Source organism: Asanoa ishikariensis, assembly GCF_900107455.1.
Taxonomy (GTDB): domain Bacteria; phylum Actinomycetota; class Actinomycetes; order Mycobacteriales; family Micromonosporaceae; genus Asanoa; species Asanoa ishikariensis.
Map to the genome: position 1 here is coordinate 826,018 of NZ_FNQB01000003.1, position 23,908 is coordinate 849,925.

Here is a 23,908-nt window from a genome sequence, read left to right on the forward strand (position 1 = left end):
GCCGCGAAGCCCGTCAACCCCGGATTCAGTCGCCGAGTTCCTTGCGCCGCCGCACGACGTACTCGTCGAGCTCCGCGCGGATCGCCTCGTCCAGCGGGGGTTGCTCGTAGTCTTCGAGCTGCTTGCGGGCAATCTCCCCCGCCCGGGCCGCCGCGTCCTGGCCGCCGTTGCGCAGCCACCGCTCGTAGTTCGCCGACGACGAGACCAACGGGCGGTAGAAGCACGTGCGGAACCGTTCCATCGTGTGTGCCGCACCGAGGAAGTGGCCGCCGTGCCCGACCTCGGCGTGCGCGTCGAACGCCAGCGCGGCCTCGTCGATCTCCAACGGCGTGAACTCCGCCTGGAGCATGCGCAGGATCTCGATGTCGATCACGAACTTCTCGTAGCTGGCCACCAGCCCGCCCTCGAGCCAGCCGGCCGCGTGCATGACCCAGTTCGTGCCGGCCAAGAACGTCGGCAACATCGTCATCATCGCCTCGTACGCCGACTGCGCGTCGGCGGTCTGGCTGGAGGTCAGGCCGCCGCCGGTGCGGAACGGGAGGCCGAAGCGGCGCGCGATCTGTCCTGTGCAGAGCAGGCCGATCGCCGACTCCGGCGTGCCGAAGCAGGGCGAGCCGGACTGCATGTCGATGTTCGACAGGAACGAGCCGAAGATGACGGGCGAGCCGGGTCGGATGAGCTGTGACAGGGCGATCCCGGTCAGCGCCTCGGCCATCTGCTGGACGAGCGTTGCCGGCACCGACACCGGCGACATCGCGCCCATCAGCAGGAACGGGGTGATCACGACCGCCTGGTTGGCGGCGCTGTACTCGAGCTGGGCGTCGAGCATTCGGTCGTCCCAGCGCAGGGGTGAGTTGCAGTTGATGAGCGAGATCGTCGCGGGCGTACGCTCGATCGCCTCCCGCCCGCCGAACAGGATCTCGGTCATCGCGATGGTGTCGCGGGCGTTGCCGCCGGACACGACATTGCCCATGTAGATCTTGTCGGTGAGCGTCTGCAACGCAAGGACCATGTCGAGGTGCCGCGAGTCGAGCGGCGTGTCGTTGGGCTCGCAGACCACCCCGCCCGCGGAGTCGAGCTGCGGGAACCGTTGGGCGAGCTTGGTGAACCGGCGGAAGTCGTCCATCGTCGCCTCGCGACGGACCTCCCCGTCGCGGACGAACGGTGGTCCGTAGACCGCGCCGAAGGCCATGTGGTCGCCGCCGAGGTGCACGGAGTTGGCGGGATTGCGGGCCTGCACGTCGAACTCGCGGGGTGCCTTCGCCACCTGTTCGAGCACGAAGTCGGGATCGAACCGGACCAGGTTCCCCTCGACCGTCTGCCCGGCCGCGCGGAACAGGTCGAGGGCCCGGTCGGACAGGAACTCCACCCCGATGTCGCTGACCAGACGCCGCCAGCCCTTGTCCAACACGGCCATCGCGTCCTGGGACAGGATCTCGTAGCGGGGCATCTTGTTGACGAACATATGACCTCCCTTGACGCGATGGTCGAGAGGATTTTACGCTCGTCAATTGAAACTGCAGTTCTACAATATGGAACTCCGGAGTCGAGCGTGGTCAACCAGCAGACCGGCACCCAGGCGGTCGATCGGGCCGCCGAGTTGCTGACGCATGTGGTCGAGGCGGCCGCGCCGCGCACGTTCACCTCGCTCGTCGAGCAGACCGGGCTGGCGAAGTCCACCGTGTCCCGGCTGCTCCAGGCGCTCGAACGCCACCGCCTCGTCCAGCGCGACCGCAGCGGCGTGTTCCGCCCGGGCGCGGTGTTCGCCCTGTACGCGGCCCGGCACGGCGTCGGCAACGACCTCGTCGAGTTGGCCATGCCGACACTGGAGCGGATCGGTGCGCGCACCGGCGAGACGATCAACCTCGCGGTGCCGCGCGGCGAGGCGGTCGTGCAGGTCGCGCAGGTCGACAGCGTGCACCTGCTCGGCACCACCAACTGGGTCGGGCTCAGCGTGCCCGCGCACTGCTCGGCCCTCGGCAAGATCTTCTACGCGTTCCGGACCCTTCCCCTGCCGACCGGCACGCTCGAACGTCGCACACCGCGGACGATCACCAGCCGCACAGAGCTCGAGCGCGATCTCGCGACGGTGATCCGGCGCGGCTACGCGGTCGCCCGCGAAGAGCTGGAACCGGGCCTGGTGGCCGTGGCCAGCCCGGTCCGCGCGCGGGACGGCGCCGTCGTCGCGGCGATCTCCGCCTCCGGCCCCACCGCCCGGATCACCGAGCGACGGGCCGAGCAGATCGGCGCGCTGCTGGTCACCGAGGCGGCAACGCTCTCATCGATCCTCGGCCACACCGCACGAACGGAGGGCGCCGCATGAGGAAGCTTGCGACCGAATCATTTGGCTCAGTAGCCAGGGTCATGCCCGCGCGAAGCGCGGTGGGCGCATGACCCCTGAGGAGATCCTCCAAGGCCTGTACGACCAGACCCTCGTCGGCAACGCGCCGGCGGTCCTCGAACTGACCAACACCGGTCTCGACTCCGGGATGGCCCCGGAGACGCTGCTGTTCGACGCCCTCATTCCGTCGCTGGAGGAGGTCGGCGCCCGGTTCGAGCGCGGCGACTTCTTCGTGCCCGAGATGCTCATCGCGGGCCGGGCCATGGCCGGCGCGCTCGAACGACTGCGCCCCTTGCTCGCCGAGACCGGGGTGCAGACGCTCGGCACCTTCGTCATGGGCACCGTCAAGGGCGACGTCCACGACATCGGCAAGAACCTGGTCAACATCATGCTGGAAGGCGCGGGCTTCCACGTGATCGACCTCGGCGTCCAGGTCTCACCGGAGAAGTTCATCGAGGCGATCCGCACGCACAAGCCCGACATCGTGGGTTTCTCGGCGTTCCTGACCACCACGATGCCGATGTTCAAGGCCAACATCAACGCACTGGTGAAGGCGGGCCTGCGCGACCAGGTGATCGTCATGGTCGGCGGCGCCCCGGTCACCCAGGAGTACGCCGACGCGGTCGGCGCCGACGGATATGCCGCCGACGCCTCCGCCGCGGTCAAGAAGGCCAAGGACCTGATGCAACGCCGGCGGGTCATGGCCGCGACGTAGGGGGTGTAGCACGATGCACACCGTTGTCCGGTCCGCGTCGCGGACCGTCGTCATCGGACCGGACCAACCGTTCTGCGTCATCGGCGAACGACTCAACCCCACCGGCCGCCGCATCTTCCAGGATCAGTTGCGGGCCGGCGACCTGTCCCGCATCGAGCTCGACGTCGCCGAGCAGGTGGCCGGCGGCGCCATGGTGCTCGACGTCAACATGGGCGTCCCGTTGCTCGACGAGGCCGAGCTGCTGTCCAAGGTCGTCCGGCTCGTGCAGGGCGTGACCGACCTGCCGCTGTGCATCGACTCCTCGGTCGTCGAGGCACTGGACGCCGGCCTGGCCGCCTACGAGGGCAAGGCGCTGGTCAACTCGGTCACCGCCGAGGACGACCGGCTCCAGGCGATCCTGCCCCTGGTCAAGCGGTACGGGGCCGCGGTCGTCGCCCTGCCCAACGACGAGGAGGAGATCCCGGAGGACCCGGCCCGACGGCTGGAGCTGGCCCGCAAGATCGTCGACGTGGCGACCGGCAAGTACGGCATCCCGATCGAGGACATCGTCATCGACCCGCTCGCGATGCCGGTCGGCGCCGACACGTCCCTGGTGGCGAAGACGCTCGACACGATCGCGATGATCAAGGACGAGCTCGGGGTGAACATGACGCTGGGCGCGTCCAACGTCTCCTTCGGCATGCCGCACCGGCACGCGCTGGGCGCGGCCTTCCTGCCGATGGCGATGCACGCCGGTCTCACCAGCGCCATCATGGACGCGCGTACACCCCAGATCGTCGACGCCGTCAAGGCGGCAGACCTGCTGCTCGGCAACGACGAGTGGGGCGCCAACTGGATCTCGATGTTCCGGGCCAGGCAGGCCGGATGACTGACCTGGTCAGCCACGACGGCCACGGCCGGGTGCGGGTGCATTTCACGCCCGCCGCCCGCGACATCCGCGTGCCGCCCGGCGTGACCGTGTTCGACGCCGCGAGCTGGAACGGCATCGCCATCGACTCCACCTGCGGCGGCCACGGCACGTGTCGCAAGTGCCTGATCCGGGTCGACGAGGGCGCGCTGCCGGTGTCCTCATTGGACGTCCGTGCCTTCGGCGCCGACCAGTTGCGAGAAGGCTGGCGGCTCGCCTGCCGGGCGCACGTCACCGAGAACCTGCGCGTCGAGGTGCCACCGCTGGTCACCCGACCCAAGGCGGCGACGGTCGGGGTGGGCCGGCAGGTGATCCTGCGGCCGGCCATCCAGAAGCGCTACCTGGAGCTGACCGAGCCGACGCTCGCCGACCAGACGCCCGACCTCGAACGGCTGCTCGCCGCGATCGACGACCTCGAGCCGCGGGTGGACCTCGCGGTGCTGCGCGGCCTCGGTCGGACCCTGCGGGCCAGCGACTTCAAGGTGACGGCGGTGATCGTCGACGAGGTCCTGGTCGACGTCCAGGCCGGCGACACCACCGGCCGCTGCTTCGGCATCGCGTTCGACCTGGGCACCACCACCGTCGTCGCGAACCTGCTCGACGTCAGCACCGGCACACCCATGGCCGTGCGCTCCGCGCTCAACGCGCAGCAGCCGTTCGGCGGCGACGTGATCACGCGGATCAGCGCGACGATGCTCGACCCCGCGGCGCTGGACCGGCTGCGCTCCCTGGCCCACGAGACGCTCGACGAGCTCACCCGCGAGGTCTGCGCCGCCGCCGAGGTCGAGCCGCACGAGATCTACGAGGTGGCGCTGGCGGGGAACGCCACCATGGTGCACATCGCGCTGGGCATCGACCCGGAGCCGCTGGGCGTGGCGCCGTTCATCATGTCGACCCGGGCGTTCCCCGAGATCATGGCCGCCGATCTGGGGATCCAGGTGCACCCGCGGGCCAGGGCGGCGGTGTTTCCGTCGCTGGGCGCGTACGTCGGTGGCGACATCGTCGCCGGGCTGCTCGCCTCCGGGATGGACCGCGACCGCCGGATGCGGCTGTTCATCGACATCGGCACCAATTGCGAGATCGTGCTGGGCAACGCCGAACGCCTCGTGGCGACCGCCGCTCCGGCCGGGCCGGCGTTCGAGGGTGCCTCCATCCGGTGCGGCATGCGCGCCGCCGACGGCGCGATCGAGGTCGTCCGCATCCGCGCCGGGGCGCTGGAGCTCGGCGTGATCGGCGACGCGACGCCGGCCGGGCTGTGCGGGTCCGGCCTCGTCGACGCCGTCGCGGCCCTCGTCGACGCCGGGCTCATCGACTCCACCGGCCGTTTCGTCCCGGAGGAGGACGCCGCCCGGATCGCACCGACGCTGGCGGCACGGTTCGGCAAATGGGACGGCGAGCGGGTCTTCGTCCTGTACGAGGACGTCGTGCTGTCCCAGCGGGACGTGCGCGCGCTCCAGTTCGCGAAGGCCGCGATCGCCACCGGATGGAACCTGCTGCTCGGGGAGTTGGGTGTCGACCGCGGCGACATCCAGCAGGTGCTGCTGGCCGGCTCGTTCGGCAGTTACCTGTCACCGGCCAGCGCCATCCGCATCGGGCTGGTCCCGAAGCTGCCCGTGCTGCGTGTCGTCAGCGCCGGGAACGTGGCCGGCGAGGGGGCCAAGATGGCGCTCTTGAGCGTGCGTGAGCGGGCCGGTGCCACGACGTTGCTGGAGGAGGTCGAATACGTTGAGCTCTCCGATCGGACCGACTTCAACGACCGCTTCGTCGATCTGCTCGCCTTCCCCTGAGCTCCGGACGGCCGTCATCGCCTGCGGTGCCCTCGCCACGGACGTCTCCCGGGTCGCCGCGGCCCGCGGTTGGCCGGTGGACGTCCATCCCCTGCCGCCGCTGCTGCACAACCGGCCGGCGAAGATCGCTCCCGCGGTGGAAGAACTCGCCACAACGCTGCGCGACCGCTACAGTACCGTCGCCGTCGCCTATGCCGACTGCGGCACGTACGGCGCCCTCGACGAGGTCTGCGGCCGGCTCGGGCTGCGTCGACTGGGCGGTTCGCACTGCTACGACGCGCTGGCCGGCGCGGGCCGCCTGCGCGATCTGGTGAGTCGCGAGCCGGGCACGTACCTATTGACCGACTTTCTGGTCCGTTCGTTCGAACGGACGGTTGTCGCGGAGCTTGGCCTCGACCGTTGGCCGGAGCTACGCGACGACTACTTCGGGCACTACCGGCGCGCGGTCTGGCTGGCCCAACGGCCTGACGCGCGGTTGTCGGCGCTGGCTCACGCCGCCGCCGACAAGCTCGGCCTGCCACTCACGGTCCTGCACGTCGGCGATGCCGGCCTGGAACGCGAGTTGGCGGCACTGCTCCGTCAATGATGTGAAGGAGAATTCCGATGCGAATCTCGAATACCCGGGTGGCGGCCCTGGCGGCGTTGTCCGCCGTCGCGCTCGCCATTTCCGCCTGCTCCCCACCGTCGAGCAACAACGAGGCCGCCGCCAGTGATGCGGCGAAGGCCAAGAGCGCCGCGGACGTCGGCGGGATGGACAAGCTCGTCGAGGCGGCCAAGAAGGAAGGCGCGCTGAACGTCATCGCGTTGCCGCCGGACTGGGCCAACTACGGCGAGATCATCACCGCCTTCACCGCCAAGTACGGCATCAAGGTGAACTCGGCGCAGCCGGACGCCTCCAGCCAGGACGAGATCAACGCCGCCAAGCAGCTCAAGGGCCAGGGCGGCGCGCCGGACGTGTTCGACCTGGGCACGGCGGTCGCGCTGGCCAACACCTCGATGTTCGCCCCGTACCAGGTGGCGACGTGGAAGGACATCCCGGACGCGCTCAAGGAGGCGAACGGGACCTGGGTCAACGACTACGGCGGCTACATGTCGATCGGGTACGACTCGTCGAAGGTGCCCGCGCCCACCGGTGTCGCCGACCTGCTGGGTGCCGCGTACAAGGGAAAGGTCGCCCTCAACGGTGACCCGACGCAGGCCGGTGCGGCGTTCAACGGCGTCGTCGCGGCCGCGCTCGGCAACGGTGGTTCGGCGGACGACATCGCCAAGGGTGTCGACTTCTTCGGTGCGCTGAAGAAGGCCGGCAACTTCCTGCCGGTCGACCCGACCCCGGCGACGATCGAGTCCGGTCAGACCCCGGTGGTGTTCGACTGGGACTACCTGAACGTCGCCCAGGGCGCCAAGCTCAAGGGCAAGGTCGAGTGGAAGACGGTCGTCCCCGCGAACGCGGTGGTGGGCTCTTACTACGTCCAGGCGATCAGCGCCGACGCCCCGCACCCCGCGGCCGCCCGGCTCTGGCAGGAGTTCCTCTACAGCGACGAGGGCCAGAACCTGTGGCTCAAGGGCGGCGCCCGCCCCGTCCGGGCCGACGCGATGAAGACCGCCGGAACGCTCGACACCGCTGCCTTCGGCGCCCTGCCGCAGGTCACCGGCACCCCGGTGTTCCTCACGGAGGCGCAGACCAAGGCGGCCAACGACTATCTCGCCGCCAACTGGGCCAAAGTCGTCGGCTGACCTTTGATGAGCAGGCGTCTTCGTGACCTCCTCGGGGTGGTCCCGTTCCTCGTCTTCGTCGGCATCTTCCTGGTCGTACCCACCCTGGTGGTCGCGATCGGCGCGTTCCTGGACGAGGACAACCGGGCGACTCTGGACAACGTGACGGCACTGGCCGACGGCTACATCGTCCAGGCGTTCGTCCGCAGCATCGTGCTGTCCGCGGTGACCGCGATCCTGGGGGCGGTCATCGGCGCCCTGCTCGGCTACGCCCTGGTGACCGCCAAGCCGGACAGCACGGTCCGGCGGGTGGTCACCTCGGCGTGCGGCGTGCTGGCCCAGTTCGGCGGAGTGACGCTGGCGTTCGCGTTCATGGCGACGATCGGCCTGTCCGGCTTCGTCACGCTGTTCCTGCGCGACTCGCTCGGCATCGACATCTTCTCCGGCGGCGTCTGGCTCTACGACCTGCCGGGGCTGGTGCTGGTCTACACGTACTTCCAAATTCCGTTGATGGTCATCGTCTTCCTGCCCGCACTCGACGGCATCCGTCCACAGTGGCGTGAGGCGACCGAGAGCCTCGGCGGGTCGACCTGGTACTACTGGCGACGGGTCGCCGGGCCGTTGCTCGCGCCGGCCTTCATCGGCTCCACGCTGCTGCTGTTCGCGAACGCCTTCTCGGCGTACGCGACGGCAGCCGCCCTGGTCAGCCAGGGCAGCCCGATCGTGCCCCTGCAGATCCGCTCCGCGCTGACCAGCGAGGTGCTCCTCGGCCGGGAGAATGTGGGCAAGGCGATGGCGCTGGGCATGGTCGTGGTCGTCGCGGTCGTCATGGCCCTGTACGCCGTACTGCAGCGAAGGACGTCGCGATGGCTGGACTAGTGCGTCGCAGGGCCCGCCGACAACGGGTCCTGCGGTGGGTCGTCGTCGGCGTCCTCTCGATCGTGTTCCTGTTGCCCCTGTTCGCCCTGCTCGAGTTCACGACCCGTGGCCCGGGCGGGAAGCTGTCCTGGGACACCTGGCGCCTGCTGGTCGACTGGCGGCAGCTCAGCGAGACGTACCCGGTGCTGTGGACCGGCATGAAGGCATCGTTCTGGCTCGTGCTCCTGTCCGTCGCGCTGACCCTGGTGCTGCTCGTGCCCACCGTGGTCTGGGTGCGCCTGCGGCTGCCCGGGCTGCGGCGGCTGGTGGAGTTCCTCTGCCTGCTGCCGTTGACCATCCCGGCGATCGTCCTGGTCGTCGGCCTGGCACCGGTGTACGCCTGGGTCGTCTACTTCGTCGGCGGGTCGTCGGTGACGCTGTTCCTCGCGTACACCATCCTGGCCCTGCCGTTCGCCTATCGGGCGATCGACACCGGCCTGTCGGCGATCGACGTGCGGACGCTGGCCGAGGCCGCCCGCAGCCTCGGCGCCGGCTGGCTCACCGTGATGTGGCGGGTCGTGCTGCCGAACATTCGCTCGGCCGTGCTCTCCGCCGCCTTCCTCACGGTGGCGCTTGTGCTCGGCGAGTTCACCATCGCGTCGCTGCTCAGCCGCGACAACCTGCAGGTCGCCATCAACCAGTTGGGCAAGAGCAGCGCCACGATCTCGTTCGCGGTGTCGCTGGCGGCGCTGGTGCTCGCCTTCGTCCTGCTGTATCTGCTCTCGTTCGTCGGCCGCAGGCGCCGTCGGGAAAGGTCGGTCTCGTGACGACAACGGCCGTGTCCACCGGGGTGGCGGTGCGCCTGGAGGGCGTCAGCCGCCGCTTCGGCACCGTCCAGGCCCTCGACGGCCTGGACCTCGAGCTGGCCCCGGGCGAGCTCGTCGCGCTGCTCGGCCCGTCCGGCTGCGGGAAGACGACCGCGCTGCGCATCCTGGCCGGGCTGGAGGACGCGGACTCGGGCCGGATCCTGGTCGGCGGCAAGGACGTCGCTGACGTGCCGGTCAACCGCCGCGACATGGGCATGGTGTTCCAGGCGTACAGCCTCTTCCCGCACCTGACCGCCGCGGAGAACGTCGAGTTCGGCCTGCGCCTGCGCCGCCAGTCAGCGGCGGCACGGCGCCGGCGAGCACAGGAGATGCTCGAGCTCGTCGGGATCGGCACCCACGCCTCTCGTTTCCCCCAGCAACTCTCGGGCGGCCAACAGCAGCGGGTGGCGTTGGCGCGGGCACTGGCGATCCAGCCGCAGGTGCTGTTGCTCGACGAGCCGCTGTCGGCCCTCGACGCGAAGGTGCGCCTTCAGTTGCGCGACGAGATCCGCCGCATCCAGTTGGAGGTCGGCACCACGACCCTGTTCGTCACCCACGACCAGGAAGAGGCCCTGGCCCTGGCGGACCGCGTCGGCGTAATGCGGGCGGGGCGACTGGAACAGATCGGGTTGCCGGAGGACATCTACCGCAATCCGGCGACGCCGTTCGTGGCCGAGTTCGTGGGGCTGAGCAACCGGTTCGCGGGCCAACTCTCCGCGTCAGGAGTGGAGGTGTTCAACACGCTGCTGCCGACCTTGAACGCCGGCTCCGTCGAGCACGGCCCGGTCGAGGTGCTGGTGCGACCGGAGTCGATCGACCTGACCGCGGACCCGCTCGGCGACGGTCGGGTGGTCGCGGTGAGCTTCCTCGGCCCGCTGGCCCGGGTGACGGTGGCGCTGCCCGACGAGACGCTCGTCGTGGCACAGGTGTCGAGCGCACGGCTGGCGGACCTACCGCCCGGCACACCCGTACGCGTCACCCTTCTCCCGATCCCCGTCGTCGTCTCCCCGTCCGACCAGACGTGACGTGTTCGGGGACGCCGGCCGGTGCGCGGTGCGGCTAGCCTGAAAGCGTGCTGGTCGCGAGTGAAATCAGCAAATGGAGCAACCGATACGTGGTGAGCCGCGACGGTCGGCGGGTCACCACGCTCGACGCCGTCGTTCGCGACAACAGCTCTGGGTCGTTCACCCTCGACGGCCGGCGTTATTCGTTGCCCGGTGCCGTTTGGGACACCCGCTTCGGGGTGCTCGACGCGCGGAACGAGGTGGTCGCGGAAGCGACCCGGGTCAACCGCGAGTGCTGGGCCATCAGCCATGCCGGCCAGGCCTATCATCTCCGCCGCATGTCCATCTGGGGCACGCGTCACCAGCTCGACGCCGGCGATCTGCCGCTGGGCATGGCTTATCGGACCGGTGGCGCGGACCGTGCCGTCGAGCTCGACGTGGCCGGCGCACCGCCGCTGGTCGAGATCTTCGTGCTGGCGCTGGTCATCGCCATGCGTGACGCGCAGGCGGCCAACAAAATCGGCTACCGGTCGGGGAGTTTGTGGTGGTGACGGTGCCCGGGTCGTGGTGACCCGGGCACCGCGCGGAGCGGTCAGAAGCCGAGTACGGCCTTGCCGCCTACCACCGGCAGACGCAGTTCACTGTCGTTCGGCGCCACCGTCAACTCGGTGCCGCCCAGCGGGAGCAGCGTGTAGTCCTGGTCCGTGGAGAACACGACCACGCCGATCTGGTGTCCGGCCTTGAAGATGTAGTCCTTCGGCTCCAGGGTCCACTTGAAGTCGTACAGCTTGCCCTGCTTGAGCTTCTCGCTGTGCGACGCGTTCTTGCGGTTCTGCGGGTCCATCCAGCCCCGGGTCACCACGGTCGGCGCGGCGGTCGAGCCGGCCGGGCCGTAGTCGACCAGATAGGTGGTCAGGTTCGCGTCCGGCTTGTTCTCGATGGCCATCCGCAGCCGCATCTCCGGACGGCCGGAGATCCGGACGTCCTGGCCGAGGGCCGGGGAGAGGTAGGCGAGCCGGTTCGGGCTGGCCGTCTCCGGGCCTGCCACCAACGTGCGGGGAGCGATCGTGCGGCCCTCGTCGACGAAGGTCTGCGAGACCTTGCCCTTCGGGGCCTTGCCGGTGGTCAGCGTGCCGGTGCCGGTCGAACTGGTCGCGGCGAACCGGAGTGCGACCTCCTTGGCGGCCTTGTCCGGCCAGTTGGCGTACGTCGTGTAGTTGCGGTCCTCGCGCTGCACGACGGCCGTCGGCTCGTCCATGATGCCGTTGCTGACGTTCCAGAGCCAGAAGTCGAACCAGCGGTTCTCGGTCTGCTTGTACGTCCAGGTCTGCCCGCTCGGCAGCGTCACCGCCGCGCTGTTGCCCGGGCCGCCGTGGCCACCCTGGTGCAGCCAGATCTTGCGCGGGACGTCCTTCTTGGCGAGCTCGTCCCACCAGCCGGCGAAGTTCTCGGTCTTGACGTTCCAGTCGTTCAGGCCGTGCACGACGAAGACGCTGGCCTTCACGTCGCTCGCGTCGCGGTAGTCGCGGTCTTCCCAGAACTTGGAGTAGTCACCGGTGACCCGGTCCTGCTTCGCGGTGATGTCGGCGAGCTCGTCGAGGCACTTGCCCTCGGCCCGCGTCTGCCCGGCCGTGTACTGGGCCAGGATGTCGAGGTCCTCACCCTGGTACGTGCCCGGTGCGACGACGAGGCCGTTGGCACGGTAGTAGTCGTACCAGCTACTGATCGCGGAGACCGGGACGATCGTCTTGAGGCCCTTGACCCCGGTCGTGGCGACCTGGTTGGGCAGCGTCCCGTTGTAGGAGACGCCGGTCATGCCGACCGCGCCCGTGGTCCAGGTGGCCTTGACCGGCGCGCCAGCGGCGTCGAACGCCTTGGCCCGGCCGTTCAGCCAGTCGATGACCGCCTTGGTGCCGGCCGTCTCGGCCTGGTCGCCGCTGGTCGGGCAGCCGTCCGAGTCGCCGGTGCCGACGCTCTGGCCGAGCACCACGGCGTAGCCGCGGGGCACGTAGTAGTCGTCGAGCGAGCCGGGCAGGTTGGCCTTGGCCGCCGCGTTCGGGACGGGGCCGGCGGCCGAGCGCAGCAGCCCGTTGTGGCCGGACGCACCGTTCTGCGGCAGGTCGTCGACCAGCACGCTCGGGTACGGGACGTCGTCCCAGGTGTCCTTACGGTACGGGCTGTGCTCGAAGATCACCGGCACCTTGAAGCCCTGGGTGGCGGTCTCCGCCGGGCGCGAGATGTCGATCGCGACCCGGTCGAGCTTGCCGTCGTGATCGGTGTCCACAGGGGTCTCGACGTAGACCCGCTCCTCGATCGCGTCGGCGAACGAGAAGACCGGCTGGGTCATGCCGTCGGTGACCACGATGTGCGGGGCCGGGGTCGCCGGCTGGTGGGCCGCCGCCGGGGAGGCGGCGGCCGCGACCAGCGTGCCGGATATCACGACGCCGAGCAAAGCCAGACTGGGAGGTCTGCGCATGAACGTCTCCGTTCGAGAGGGGCTCACCGAGGGGTATCGGTAGTGGTGGATCATGATGATCCACTGTCATGTTAGGCCCGTTCTCGCGTTCGCCCCGTCCTGCGACCCATGAAGATGATCACGGTCGCGCGGGCTACAACCGGTACACCCGCATGCGGTAAAGCTGTTCCTCTCCCCACTCGTAACGCCCGGTGCTGAGCTGGAACCGGCCGAGCCGGAGCCGCACCAGGTAGGTCTCCACGCTTCCGTCGGGGTTCGTGTAGTACCACTCGCGGAAATTGCCGCTGCTGCTGCCCGAGTCGAAGACACGGGTCGCACCCTGCGAGCCGCCCTCCGCGCCCTGGGTGGTGGGCACGTGGTTCACCGCGTCGGTGCACCAGCAGCCCCGGAACACGTCGATCCAGACCCGGGCGCGGTAGCCGTCGGTGTTCAGGTCCCACACCTTGAGGTGGATCCGGATCTCGTCGGTGCCGGCCTGCTGCGTGCCGGTGATGCCCAGGTCCGGCCAGCCCTGCATCGACGACCGCAGGCCGGTGGTCTGGCCGTACGGGTACGCCTGGTAGCCGACGGTGCACCGTTCACTGGGGAACGTCCCCGTGTCGTAGCAGGGCAACGACACGGCATATGCCGGAATGGGTGCGACTCCCAGCACCACAGCGGTCATCAGGGCCACCGCGATCGCCAGAAGGCGCACAAATCGACCGCTGCGGCGCGCTGTCATCAGGTCTGCCACGGCTCTCTCCTACGGACGAAGGTCGCGCACGGCTCGAAAGGGCCGTGTACGCCGCAGTGTCGCGTGGCGCACGAGCAGGACGCACGGACCTTCGACGTACGTGGAAAGAGGCCGGTCAGCGCAGCGTGGACTCCGGCCGGCCGTCCAGCAGGCCGAGCTCGGCCCGAGTCGGCAGCCCTTCCCAGTCGCCGGGTGAGGCGACGGCGAAGGCTCCCGTGGTGACCGCGCGGTCGAGGCGGCCGGTCAGGTCCAGGTCGTCGAGCAGTCCGGACAGGTAGCCGGCGACGAAGGCGTCCCCGGCGCCGACCACGTCGACGACGCGCACGCGCCGGGCCGAAGCGTGAACGCTCGAGTGCCTGGTGTGAGCGCTCGCCCCGTCCGCACCGCGTTTGATGACCACTTCGGCCACCCCCGCGTCGAGCAGTGCGGCCACCCGGTCGTTCTCGGTCGAGGCCGAGGGCGGCGCGACCAGCTCCAGCTCGTCGTCGGACGCGACGACCACCGACAGCGCGGAGACCAACGGGCGCAGCGCCGCGGCCGCCTGGTCGCGACCCCACAGGCGGCTTCGGTAGTTGACGTCGAGGCAGACCCGTACGCCCGACTCGACCGCCGCGCGCACCGCCAAGGCGGGCGCGGGACCGAGGGCCGGGGTGATGCCGGTGACGTGCAGCAGCCTGGGCGATGGGTCCAGCGCGGGCAGGACGTCATCGGCCGACAGGAACGACGCCGCGGAACCGGCACGGTGGTAGATCACCCGCACCAGATCGCCGAGCCGGCGCTCGAACAGGATGAGTCCGGTCGGCCCGCGCTCGTCGACCCGGGCGTGACCGACGTCGACCCCCTCGGCGCGCAGGGTCCGCAGCACGAGCTCTCCGGTCTCGTCGCGCCCGACGAGACCCGTCCAGCGGACCCGGTGACCCAGCCGGGCAAGGCCGATCGCGACGTTGGACTCGGCACCGGCGACCGAGAGCCGCATCGTCCCGCCGAGCCGGATCGGTCCGTCCGCCCGCAGGGCCGCCATCGTCTCACCGAAGGTGACGACGTCGCTCACAGCGCTGCCCGGAAGTCGCGGACCCGGCCGCGCAGGTCGTCCATGCTCCCACCGGCGGCGGCGTCGCCCACCAGTGGCGAGCCGACACCGACCGCCACCGCTCCGGCGGCCAGATAATCGGTGGCCTCCGCCACTCCGACACCACCGACGGGCACGAACGGCACCTCCGGGAACGGGTCGCGCAGCGCGCGCAGGTGACGCACTCCGCCGAGCGACGCGGGAAACAGCTTGATCGCCGTGGCGCCGGCGCCGAGCGCGGCCACCACCTCGGTCGGGGTGAGCGCTCCGGCCAGGACCGGAAGCCCCAGCGCATGGCCCGCCGCGACCCCTGAACTCACCGCCGGAGTGACGAGGAAGGAGGCGCCGGCCTCGGCCGCGGCGTGCGCGTGGTCCGCGGTGACCACCGTCCCGGCGCCGAGGTTGGCTTCGCTTCCCAGAGCAGCGCGCACGTCGCGGAGAACCTGAAGCGCGTCCCGGGTCACCAGGGAGACCTCGACCAGGTCGACGCCCTCCTCGAACAAGGTCAGCACGGTACGCGTGGCCGCGCGCGCGTCCGGTCCACGCACGATCGCCAGGAGGCGGCGGGCCGCCAGCGTCTCCAGAAAAGACATCAGGACATCCGTTCCGCGGCCAGCACGAGCCGCCAGGTCAGTTCGCCCGACGGCGGCACGACCGCCGCGTCGTCGGGACCGGCTTCAGCGAGGTCGAAGACGGTGCCGAGCATGGGTTCGACGCCGATGCTGCGATACGGCGAGCCCTCGGGGAAGCCGCCGAGGTTGCGCCACAGGGCCGTGGCGACCGGTACGCCCGACGGGGCCTCCACCCGCAGGTCGAGCGCGTCAGCCCCGTCCACCACCCGCACGGCGACGCAACACAGTACGGCACCCACGGCCGTCCCGTCCTCGGCGCCGAGCCGGTCGAGCTCCAGGCCGTGCGGCGCGGGCCAGGACCCGTCCAGATAGGCGGCGGCCGACGGCCAAACGCCCGGAAGCAGCGGCGCCGCCTCGGGGTACAGACGTGCCACGGTGCCCTCCGGTGCGACGAGCCGTGCCCGCTCGCTGAGGTCGAGCAGGGCATGAGCGGCCCAGACGAACCGGTACCCGGGGTCGGCGGACAGCCGGTAGGTCGCGACGACCGCGCCGGCCTCGTCCTTGACGGTGCGCGACAGCTCGAAGTCGGCGCACCTCACGCTGGAGAAGGCCGCGGACCCGGTCCACGGACGGCTCCACACATCGCCGTGGTCGGGCAGCCCGCGGACCGTGGGGACGCATTCCTCCAGACCGCCGGCGTCGACGAACGGTGCACCCGGCGAGACCGTGGACCGCGCGGGATCGTGGCGTGACCACAGCCATTCGCGACCGCCGCCGGTCAGCGAGGTCCACCGACCGCCCAGGCCGAGGTCAAAGCGGGGGACCAGGGGGATCGTCACCATTCGGCGAACCCACCGTCGTCGTGCCGCCAGACCGGGTTGCGCCAGGCGTGTCCCGGCTTGTCCGCGCGCCTCACCGCGGCTTCGTCGACGTCGATGCCCAGCCCGGGCGCGGTCGGTCGGGAGACATGTCCGTCAGTGAACGCGAACACGCTCGTGTCGGCCACATAGTCGAGCAGGTCGGCGCCTTCGTTGTAGTGGATGCCGATCGAGTGCTCCTGGATCAGGAAGTTCGGCGTCGCGAACGCGACCTGGAGGCTGGCGGCGAGGGCGATCGGGCCGAGTGGGCAGTGCGGGGCCAGCTTGGCGTCCCACACCTCCGCGAGGGCGGCGATCCGCCGGGTCTCCGAGATGCCGCCGGCGTGGGACAGATCGGGTTGCACCACGGCCACCCCGGCCTCCAGCGCGGGCCGGAAATCCCACCGCGAGTAGAGCCGCTCGCCCGTGGCGACCGGAACGCTGCTGGCGGTCACGACGCCGCGCAGCAGGTGTGGCCGGTCGGGCAGCACCGGTTCCTCGGCGAACATCGGATGGAGCGGTGCGATCAGCGGCAGGATGCGCCGGGCGTCGGCCGCGCTGACGCGGCCGTGGAAGTCGACCGCGACGTCACGGGTCGGCCCGAGCACCTCGCGGGCCAACGCGACCCGCTCCACCACGCCGGTGAGGTCGGCGACGCTCGCCAGCGCGGGCATGCGACCGGTGGCGTTCATCTTGACCGCGTCGAACCCCTGCTCGAGCCGGGCGCCGACGTTCTCGGCCAGTTGGCCCGGGTCGTCGCCGCCGACCCACGCGTACATGCGGACCCGATCGCGGACCGGGCCGCCGAGCAGCGCGTGGACCGGGACGCCGTAGGCCTTGCCCGCGATGTCCCACAACGCCTGGTCGAGGCCGGCCAGCGCGCTGGACAGCACCGGGCCGCCCCGGTAGAACCCGCCGTTGGCCATGACCTGCCAGTGATCCTCGATGCGCAACGGATCCTGCCCCAGCAGGTACTCGGCCAGCACCTCGACGGTCGCACGCACCGCCTCGGCGCGACCCTCCACAATGGGCTCGCCCCAGCCGACCACGCCCTGGTCGGTCTCGATGCGGCAGAAAAGCCAGCGCGGTGCGACGGCGAACGTCTCGACGCGGACGATGCGGCCGGCGGCCTCCGGCGTCATGCGGAGTCTTTCACGGCAGTCCAGCCGCCGTCGACGACGAGCGACGCGCCGGTGATGTACGAGCTCTCGTCGCTGGCCAGGAACGTCACCGCGGCGGCCACCTCTTCGGGCCGGCCGAACCGCCGCACCGCGGTGGCCGCGACGCTGCGCCGGCGGTCAGCCTCGCCGATGCCGTCCCAGGCCGAGGTGAGAATCGGTCCAGGTAGGACGGTGTTGACCCGCACGTGCGGGCCGTACTCCACCGCCAACTGGCGGCCGAGCGCCACGAGGCCGCCCTTGGCCGCGGCGTAGGCCGGGTGCCCGGGAAGGCCGACCAGCGCGTGCACCGAGGAGCTCAGCACGATCGCGCCCCGGGCCTCCCGAAGGAGCCCGACGCAGTCGTGGACCGCCAGGTAGGTCGCTTTGAGGTTGACCGAGATCTGCCGGTCCCAGTCGTCCTCCGACAGCTCGTGGGCCGGAGCCCGCACCGCGACACTCGCGTTGCTGTGCAGCACGTCCAGCCGCCCGAACTCGGTCCGCGCCGTGTCGGCGACCCGCCGCCAGGTCACCGCGTCCGCGACGTCACCGGTGATCGGCAGGACGCCGGCGCGGTCGTGGACCTGGTCGGCCACGTCCACCGCGATCACCCGCGCGTCCTCGGCCAGGAACCGCTCGACCACCGCGGCGCCGATGCCGGTGGCCGCGCCGGTCACCACAGCGACCTTTCCGGACAACATGTTTCCCACGCAGCGAGTCAACCCGCGCCCGCCCGCCTGAGGAATGGCGGATGCTCGCCACCACCTGGACAATCCGATGGCGTTTGCCAATACTGGGCCGATGCCGATCCAGGAGGGGTTCCGCAACCAGCGACTGACCGTCGTGCCGCGCCGGGTCGTGGTCGAGACCTGCTCGCGCCAGGTGACCCGGCGCCTGATGGTGACCGACACCGGCTACTACCCCGCTGCTGCGGATCACCTGATGGAGCGGCCTTCCGGCATCGCGGAGACCGTTCTCATCGTCTGCACGACGGGCACCGGCTGGGCAAACGTCGCGGGCACGCAGCACCGGATCGGGGCCAGCATGGCACTGGTGGTCCCGAGTGGGACGCCACACGCCTACGGCGCTTCGGCGGACAATCCCTGGACGATCTGGTGGTGCCACCTGCGCGGCACCGATCTACCCGAACTGATCGCGGAGATCGGCGCCAGCGCCACCAGGCCGGTGGTGCCCATCCGGCGCCTCGACCGCGCGGTCGCCATGCTCGACGAGATCGTGACCACCCTGGAGCGGGATCACTCTCCGGCGAGCCTGACCGGCACGGCCGGCGCCGCCTGGAAACTCCTCACGCAGATCGTGGTCGACCGCGCCATGCCCCTGCCGGGCGATCCCCTCCAGCGCGCGATGGCCTATCTGGCCGAGCGCCTGGACAGCACCGTCCGGGTGGCCGACCTGGCGTCGCTCGTGGGTGTCTCGCCCTCCCACCTCAGCGCGCTGTTCCGCCACGCGACCGGGGGCGGTGTGCTCGCGCACCACACCGCCCTCCGGATGGCCCAGGCCCGCAACCTGCTCGACACGACCGACGCGACCGTCGCCGCGATCGCCCGCGAGGTCGGCTACCCGGACCCGTTCTACTTCTCGCGTCACTTCAAGCGGATGCACGAGGCCAGCCCCAGCGAGTACCGCAACCGCGCGAAGGGTTAACTAGCGCGCCACGACGTGCAGCAGCACCGAACGGTCGACGTCCAGAGACGGCGCCTCGATGCCGACCAGCCGCAACACCCGCCCGGGCAGGACCACGCCGGCGTGCTGCCACGGCGGCAGCACGGCGCCGGCCGCGGGCGCTGACCCGGGGTAGACGGCTTCGACGGCGTACGCCCGCTCGTCGTCCAGTCCCGGCAGGCGGATCCGCCCCGGCGGCCAGGTCGACGGGCGCTCGACGACGCTGAAGGCGTAGAGCGCCTCGCCCCGGTCCGCCGCGACGACGCCCTCCAGGCGCAACGCCGCGTCGGGCAGATCGGCGTGGACGACGTCACCCGAGTGCAACAGAGCCCGGTGCCGCTTGTGGAAGGCGACCCACCCCGCGATCGCGGCGCGGGTCTCGTCGTCGGCGGTGAGCAGGTTGACCTCGACGCCCAGGTGTCCCCACAGCGCCTTCTCGGCGCGATAGTCGAGCGGATGCGTCCGGTGGGTGGTGTGTGACTCCTCCGCCCCGATGTGGGTGCCCTGAAGCTCCGGCGGGACCAACAGCCCCGTGTAGCGCTGGATCTCGAGGCGCTCGTGCGGGTCGTTGCAGTCGCTCGACCAGACCCGGTCGGTGAACTCGAGGACGCCGAGGTCGACGCGCCCGCCACCGCTGGCGCACGACTCGATCTCCAGCCCCGGGTGGGCCGCCTTGAGCTCCGCCATCAGCCGGTACGTCTGCTCGACCTGGGTCCGCACTCCCGGCCGGCCGTCGGGTGTGTGGCCGGCGTCGAGCAGATACCGGTTGTGGTCCCACTTGAGGTAGGCGATGCCGAGCGTCCCGACCAGCTCACTGATCCGGTCGAACAGATGGGTGTACGCGCCGGGGTGGCCGAGGTCGAGCACGTGTTGGTGGCGCGAGGGCAGGCCGGCACCGTGTCCCGCATCGAAGATCCACTCCGGGTGCGCGCGGGCCAGGTCGGAGTCGAGGTTGACCATCTCCGGCTCGAACCAGAGCCCGAAGTCCATGCCGAGCTCGCGTACCCGTGCGACGAGGGGTTGCAGTCCCTCGGACCAGACCGCCGGATCGACCGTCCAGTCGCCCAGGGACGTGGTGTCGTCGCGGCGCCCGAGGAACCAGCCGTCGTCCAGCACGAAGCGTTCGGCGCCGACCTCCGCGCCCCGCTCGGCCAGCGCGGTCAACGTGTCGAGGTCGTGGTCGAAGTAGACCGCCTCCCACGTGTTCAGCACGACCGGCCGGGGCGAGCGGGGCTGCCGCCGAAGGTGCCGGTGGAACCGCGCGGCCAGGTCGTCCAGCCCGACTCCCCACGACCCGTACTGCCAGGGGCTCCGATGCGCGTCGCCCGGCCCGAGCACCACCTCGGACGGCAGCAGCACTTCGCCCGCGCTCAGGTGTCTCGTGCCGGCCGGCAGCCGCTCGGCGGCGAGCACCTGGTTGCCGCTCCACGCGAGGTGGGTCGCCCACACCAGCCCGTGCCGGAAGCCGAACCCCGCCTCGCCGGCGGCCAGGAGCAACGTGTGCTCCAGTCCCGGCTTGCCTCCGCGCGAGGCCCGGACCCACTCCCCGACGTGGAACGGACGGCGCTGTGGCACCCGCTCGAGGGCCCAACGGCCCGTCAGGTCGAGGATCTCGGTCGCGTCCGAGGGCACCGGAAGGGCCAGTTCGAGAGAGCCGATCCGGTACGGGGTCTCCCCCGCGTTCGTGACCACGGCCCGCTGGCGCACGAGTCCGCTCGCCGCGAGCACCTGAAGCTCGAGTTCCAGCGAGAGGCCGTACTCGGCGTCGTGGGCCGAGCTCACCAGCACCGGCCCGTCGGCCGTGTCGTCGACCCGCGTGGTCGCGTCGCGGAACTTCGGTGCCCAGCGGTGCCCCTCGCTGTCCCCGACCAGTCCGGGGCGTCCGAGCCAACCCTCGGCGAGCTGCGGCAGCACCGGGACCGGCTGCGGATAGGTGACCGCGCTGTCCCCGATGGCGGGCAGCGCCGCCAGCCGCACGTCGGCCAGGGCCCGGTCGTCGAGCTCGCCGAGGTCGTGGCCCCAGTGCAGGATGCGCGGAAGCCGGCCGCCGTCGACGGCGACGACCAGGCTGGTGCCGCCCGCCCGCAGGTGGATATTGTCTGTCATCCCTTGATCCCACTTCCTGCGATTCCCGCGAAGAACTGTCGTTGCAGAACAAGAAACACGGTGATCAGCGGGATCGAGCAGACGAACGCTCCCGCCATGAGCGTGGGGTAATCGGTGCCGAACTGGCCCTGTAGTCCCGCGAGACCTACCGACAGCGGGCGGTTCTCCCCCGCCGGCGACACGATGAGCGGCCAGAGCAGGTCGTTCCAGGAGTAGAGCCCGGTGAGCACGGCCAGAGCGGCGACCGTCGGCTTGGCCATCGGCAGCATGATGTGCCAGAAGACCTGGAACGGGTTGGCACCGTCGAGCCGGGCCGCCTCCTCGTAGTCGTTGGGCATGCTCAGGAAGGCCTGTCGCATCAGGAACACGCCGAACGCGGAGAAGAGGCCGGGGATGGCCAACGCCGGCAGGGTGTCGAGCAGCTTCAGGTCGCGAATCAGCCCGTACTGACCGATCAGGAAGAGCTGGCTCGGCACCATCAGCATGGCCAGGAACAGGCCGTGGAGCAGGCCGCGCCCGCGGAAAGGGATGCGCGCGAACGCGTACCCGGCGAGCGCCGCGATGATGATCTGCCCGCCGACCCGCAGGACGAGCGCGCCGGTGGAGACCGCGAACATCGACCAGAACGGCACCGTCGCGAAGAACGTCTCGAACGAGTGCAGGCTGTAGCCCTGCGGCAGGATCGTCGGAGGGATCCGCGTCACCTCGGCGGTCGACTTGAACACCGTGAGGAGCTGCCAGACGAACGGCACCACCATGAAGGCGGCCGCGGCGCCGAGGATCAGGTGGAGGTGCCAACGCGTGGCCCGCCGGGGTCCGCGCCGGGCGGTGGAGTCAGTCATAGAAGACCCAGGATCTCTGCAGACGGAACTGGAGCGCCGTCGCGATCATGATGACGAGCAGGAGCACGACCGCGATGGCGGCGCCGTAGCCCTGATGGAACTGGACGAACGCCTTCTCGTAGAACAGGTAGACGATGGTCTTCGAGTCGGCCAGCGCCGTGTTGTTCACCCCGCGCAGCATGATGAAGTTCAGGTCGAACATCTGCAGCGCGCCGATGACGGTCAGCACCGTGACGAAGAAGATGCTCGGGCTCAGCAGCGGCACGGTGATCCGGAAGAACTGCCGGACGCGACCGGCACCGTCCAATGCGGACGCCTCGTACAGGGCCTTCGGAATGGCCTGTAGTCCGGCACCCAGAATGATCAGGTTGATGCCGAGGCCCATCCAGATGCCGACGACACCGAACGCGTAGATCGTGAACCGGGGATCGGCCACCCAGAACTGGCCGTCGACGCCGAACCAGGACAGCACGGTGTTGAGGAGCCCGAAGTCGCCGTTGTAGATGAAGCGCCAGACCATGCCGATGGCGACGGGCAGGGTGACCACGGGCAGGAAGAAGAGCACGCGGTAGAGCGCGCGTCCCCGGCCGACCTGCTCGATCAGCGCGGCCAGCGCGATGGCGACGGGGACACCGAGCAGCACGATGGCGGTGTAGAGCGCCGAGTTGCCGAACGCCTTCCAGAAGTCCGGGTCGTGCAGCAGGGCCGTGTAGTTGTCGGTGCCGACCCAGGTCGCCGGCCCGAACGCCGGCACATCCTGGAAGCTGTCGATGACCGTCCTCAGGAACGGCCACACGTACAGCAGCAGCAGACCGATCGTCGCCGGGGCGATGAACGCCAGTGCCCACCAGCCGTTGGGAGCGGAAACGCCCCCGCGGCGGCCGGACGGCCGCCGCGGAAGCTTCGTTGCCGAGGACGTCATTTCTTGGCGAGAACCTGGTCCACGGCGGCCTGGTACTCCGTGGCCGCTTCCTGGACGGGCTTCTTACCGCTCCACGCGGGGCCGAGGTACTGCGTGGCGAGCCCCTGCCACTCGGACGCGTTGCCCGCGACCGGGAGGGGAACGCTGTAGGCGATGGCGTCGATGAAGACCTGGAGCTTGTACTCCGGCATCGAGTCGAGCCACGGCTGCTGCGTGCCCTCATAGGCCGGCAGCACGGTGCCGGTGGCCGCCTGGATCTCGGCCGCCTTGGACCCGCCGAGGAAGGCGAGGAACTTCTTGAGCTGCTCCGGGTGCTTGCTGCCGGCGTAGCCCGCGTTGCCGATGCCGCTGGTGACGGTGGCGCGCTTGACACCCTGCGGCAGCGGCGCGACGTCGATCTTGCCCTTCAGCGCCGCGTTGTTGTGGAACTTCAGCGCCCAGTAGGCACCCGAGAAGTACATGGCGACCTTCTGGTTCTCGAACATGGAGACGGCCTCCGTGTCCGAGAGCTGCTCCAGCGTCGGCGACGCCTTGGCGGCCTGCAGGTCGGTCCAGAACTTCAGGCCCTCGACGCCCGCCGGGCTGCCGAAGTCGGACGCGGTGCCGTCGGCGTTGATGATGGAGCCACCCGCCTGCAGCATCGTGTTGTAGAAGCCGCCCTGCGCGTCGATCGGCGCCGCGATGCCGAACACGCCCTTGGCTGGGTCGGTCAGCTTCTTCGCCGCGTCCTGCGCGTCCTGCCAGGTCCAGGTGTCGTCGGGGTACTTCACACCCGCGGCGTCGAACAGCGCCTTGTTGTACCAGATGCCGTTGGTGTCGAAGTCCTTCGGCAGTGCGAAGAGCTTCCCGTCGTACGTGTAGGAGTCCGAGACCGCCTTGGGGTACTTGGCAAGGTCGATGTTGTTGGACTTCACCGTGTCGGACATGTCGACCAACTGGCCGCCCTTGGCGTACTCGCGGAAGTGGTCGGCGAGCATCCAGAACGCGTCCGGCGCGGTGCCGCCGGCGGCACCGACCTGGAGTGTCGTCCAGTACTCCGTCCACGGCAGCGTCTGCACCTTGATGGTGATGTCAGGGTTCGCCTTCTGGAACTCGTCGGCGATCTGCTGCATCGCGGGAGTCTGGTCCTCACTCCAGTTCGCGTACGTGAGGGTGACCTTCTCACCTGACGCCTCGTCGGATTGCCCCGAGCAGGCGGTAAGCAGGGTTACCGCGGCGGCCAGGGCCGTGGCGGCGATCCACCTACGTTTCATGGTGCTCCTTCGATGAAAACTCATTCCGGCCGGGGACAGCCGGGGAT

23 protein-coding genes are annotated in these 23,908 nt (G+C 70.2%); 11 read left to right on the top strand and 12 right to left on the bottom strand.

Annotation, left to right across the window (positions count from 1 at the left end):
• Positions 1-25 precede the first annotated feature (25 nt).
• Positions 26-1,465: a trimethylamine methyltransferase family protein gene (locus BLV39_RS27840; RefSeq protein WP_090799245.1), complete on the bottom strand. Its 1,440-nt coding sequence runs from the start codon at positions 1,463-1,465 to the stop codon at positions 26-28.
• A gap of 87 nt (positions 1,466-1,552) precedes the next feature.
• Here BLV39_RS27840 and BLV39_RS27845 point away from each other — a divergent pair, with 87 nt between their 5' ends.
• The 10 genes from BLV39_RS27845 (at position 1,553) to BLV39_RS27890 (ending at position 10,742) form a co-directional block, all read left to right on the top strand.
• Complete coding sequence (locus tag BLV39_RS27845) at positions 1,553-2,323, top strand: IclR family transcriptional regulator (RefSeq protein ID WP_204082607.1); 771 nt, start codon at positions 1,553-1,555, stop codon at positions 2,321-2,323.
• A gap of 67 nt (positions 2,324-2,390) precedes the next feature.
• The gene (locus tag BLV39_RS27850) at positions 2,391-3,056 is read left to right on the top strand and encodes a corrinoid protein (protein WP_090799246.1); all 666 of its coding nucleotides are present in this window, start codon (positions 2,391-2,393) and stop codon (positions 3,054-3,056) included.
• 13 nt (positions 3,057-3,069) lie between these two features.
• Complete coding sequence (locus BLV39_RS27855) at positions 3,070-3,924, top strand: dihydropteroate synthase (RefSeq protein WP_090799247.1); 855 nt, start codon at positions 3,070-3,072, stop codon at positions 3,922-3,924.
• Positions 3,921-5,750 carry an ASKHA domain-containing protein gene (locus BLV39_RS27860; RefSeq protein ID WP_090799248.1) on the top strand — a complete coding sequence of 610 codons (1,830 nt, stop codon included), beginning with the start codon at positions 3,921-3,923 and terminating at the stop codon, positions 5,748-5,750. The genes BLV39_RS27855 and BLV39_RS27860 overlap by 4 nt, the downstream gene beginning before the upstream one ends.
• 76 nt (positions 5,751-5,826) lie before the next feature.
• On the top strand, positions 5,827-6,336 hold the full coding sequence (locus BLV39_RS27865) for a DUF1638 domain-containing protein (protein WP_204082606.1): 510 nt from the start codon (positions 5,827-5,829) through the stop codon (positions 6,334-6,336).
• Positions 6,337-6,353: 17 nt separating this feature from the next.
• Positions 6,354-7,484, top strand: a complete 1,131-nt coding sequence (locus BLV39_RS27870; RefSeq protein ID WP_090799249.1) for an ABC transporter substrate-binding protein — start codon at positions 6,354-6,356, stop codon at positions 7,482-7,484.
• A gap of 6 nt (positions 7,485-7,490) precedes the next feature.
• Positions 7,491-8,342: an ABC transporter permease gene (locus tag BLV39_RS27875; RefSeq protein WP_090799250.1), complete on the top strand. Its 852-nt coding sequence runs from the start codon at positions 7,491-7,493 to the stop codon at positions 8,340-8,342.
• Positions 8,330-9,148, top strand: coding sequence for an ABC transporter permease (locus BLV39_RS27880; RefSeq protein ID WP_090799253.1), 819 nt, complete (start codon positions 8,330-8,332; stop codon positions 9,146-9,148). The genes BLV39_RS27875 and BLV39_RS27880 overlap by 13 nt, the downstream gene beginning before the upstream one ends.
• Complete coding sequence (locus BLV39_RS27885; RefSeq protein ID WP_239083440.1) at positions 9,145-10,212, top strand: ABC transporter ATP-binding protein; 1,068 nt, start codon at positions 9,145-9,147, stop codon at positions 10,210-10,212. Before BLV39_RS27880 ends, BLV39_RS27885 begins: the two co-directional genes overlap by 4 nt.
• 47 nt (positions 10,213-10,259) lie before the next feature.
• Positions 10,260-10,742: a hypothetical protein gene (locus BLV39_RS27890; RefSeq protein WP_090799259.1), complete on the top strand. Its 483-nt coding sequence runs from the start codon at positions 10,260-10,262 to the stop codon at positions 10,740-10,742.
• Between the two features lie 41 nt (positions 10,743-10,783).
• Here BLV39_RS27890 and BLV39_RS27895 read toward each other — a convergent pair whose 3' ends face one another.
• From BLV39_RS27895 to BLV39_RS27925, 7 genes are all read right to left on the bottom strand, one after another.
• Entirely contained in the window at positions 10,784-12,667 is a 1,884-nt protein-coding gene (locus BLV39_RS27895; protein ID WP_090800722.1) for a Xaa-Pro dipeptidyl-peptidase, read from the bottom strand.
• 133 nt (positions 12,668-12,800) lie between these two features.
• Positions 12,801-13,331, bottom strand: coding sequence for a hypothetical protein (locus BLV39_RS27900; RefSeq protein ID WP_143049908.1), 531 nt, complete (start codon positions 13,329-13,331; stop codon positions 12,801-12,803).
• A gap of 184 nt (positions 13,332-13,515) precedes the next feature.
• Positions 13,516-14,451 (bottom strand): sugar kinase, encoded by a 936-nt coding sequence (locus BLV39_RS27905; protein ID WP_090799264.1) that lies wholly within the window; start codon positions 14,449-14,451, stop codon positions 13,516-13,518.
• Complete coding sequence (locus tag BLV39_RS27910) at positions 14,448-15,062, bottom strand: bifunctional 4-hydroxy-2-oxoglutarate aldolase/2-dehydro-3-deoxy-phosphogluconate aldolase (RefSeq protein ID WP_090799267.1); 615 nt, start codon at positions 15,060-15,062, stop codon at positions 14,448-14,450. The genes BLV39_RS27905 and BLV39_RS27910 overlap by 4 nt, the downstream gene beginning before the upstream one ends.
• Positions 15,062-15,883: a hypothetical protein gene (locus BLV39_RS27915; RefSeq protein ID WP_090799269.1), complete on the bottom strand. Its 822-nt coding sequence runs from the start codon at positions 15,881-15,883 to the stop codon at positions 15,062-15,064. Before BLV39_RS27915 ends, BLV39_RS27910 begins: the two co-directional genes overlap by 1 nt.
• A complete protein-coding gene (gene dgoD / locus BLV39_RS27920) occupies positions 15,877-17,040 on the bottom strand; it encodes a galactonate dehydratase (protein ID WP_090799271.1) in 1,164 nt (387 codons plus the stop codon). The genes BLV39_RS27915 and dgoD overlap by 7 nt, the downstream gene beginning before the upstream one ends.
• The gene (locus BLV39_RS27925) at positions 17,037-17,756 is read right to left on the bottom strand and encodes an SDR family NAD(P)-dependent oxidoreductase (protein ID WP_090799273.1); all 720 of its coding nucleotides are present in this window, start codon (positions 17,754-17,756) and stop codon (positions 17,037-17,039) included. Before BLV39_RS27925 ends, dgoD begins: the two co-directional genes overlap by 4 nt.
• A 100-nt stretch (positions 17,757-17,856) precedes the next feature.
• On the opposite strand from BLV39_RS27925, the gene BLV39_RS27930 reads away from it, so the two are divergent.
• The gene (locus BLV39_RS27930) at positions 17,857-18,720 is read left to right on the top strand and encodes an AraC family transcriptional regulator (RefSeq protein ID WP_090799275.1); all 864 of its coding nucleotides are present in this window, start codon (positions 17,857-17,859) and stop codon (positions 18,718-18,720) included.
• Here BLV39_RS27930 and BLV39_RS27935 read toward each other — a convergent pair whose 3' ends face one another.
• The 4 genes from BLV39_RS27935 to BLV39_RS27950 are packed head-to-tail and all read right to left on the bottom strand — an operon-like array spanning position 18,721 to position 23,861.
• On the bottom strand, positions 18,721-20,844 hold the full coding sequence (locus tag BLV39_RS27935) for an alpha-galactosidase (protein WP_090799277.1): 2,124 nt from the start codon (positions 20,842-20,844) through the stop codon (positions 18,721-18,723).
• Positions 20,841-21,686 (bottom strand): carbohydrate ABC transporter permease, encoded by an 846-nt coding sequence (locus tag BLV39_RS27940; RefSeq protein ID WP_090799279.1) that lies wholly within the window; start codon positions 21,684-21,686, stop codon positions 20,841-20,843. The genes BLV39_RS27935 and BLV39_RS27940 overlap by 4 nt, the downstream gene beginning before the upstream one ends.
• Positions 21,679-22,608 (bottom strand): carbohydrate ABC transporter permease, encoded by a 930-nt coding sequence (locus tag BLV39_RS27945; protein ID WP_090799281.1) that lies wholly within the window; start codon positions 22,606-22,608, stop codon positions 21,679-21,681. The genes BLV39_RS27940 and BLV39_RS27945 overlap by 8 nt, the downstream gene beginning before the upstream one ends.
• Positions 22,605-23,861, bottom strand: coding sequence for an ABC transporter substrate-binding protein (locus BLV39_RS27950; protein WP_090799283.1), 1,257 nt, complete (start codon positions 23,859-23,861; stop codon positions 22,605-22,607). Before BLV39_RS27950 ends, BLV39_RS27945 begins: the two co-directional genes overlap by 4 nt.
• Positions 23,862-23,908: the final 47 nt, after the last annotated feature.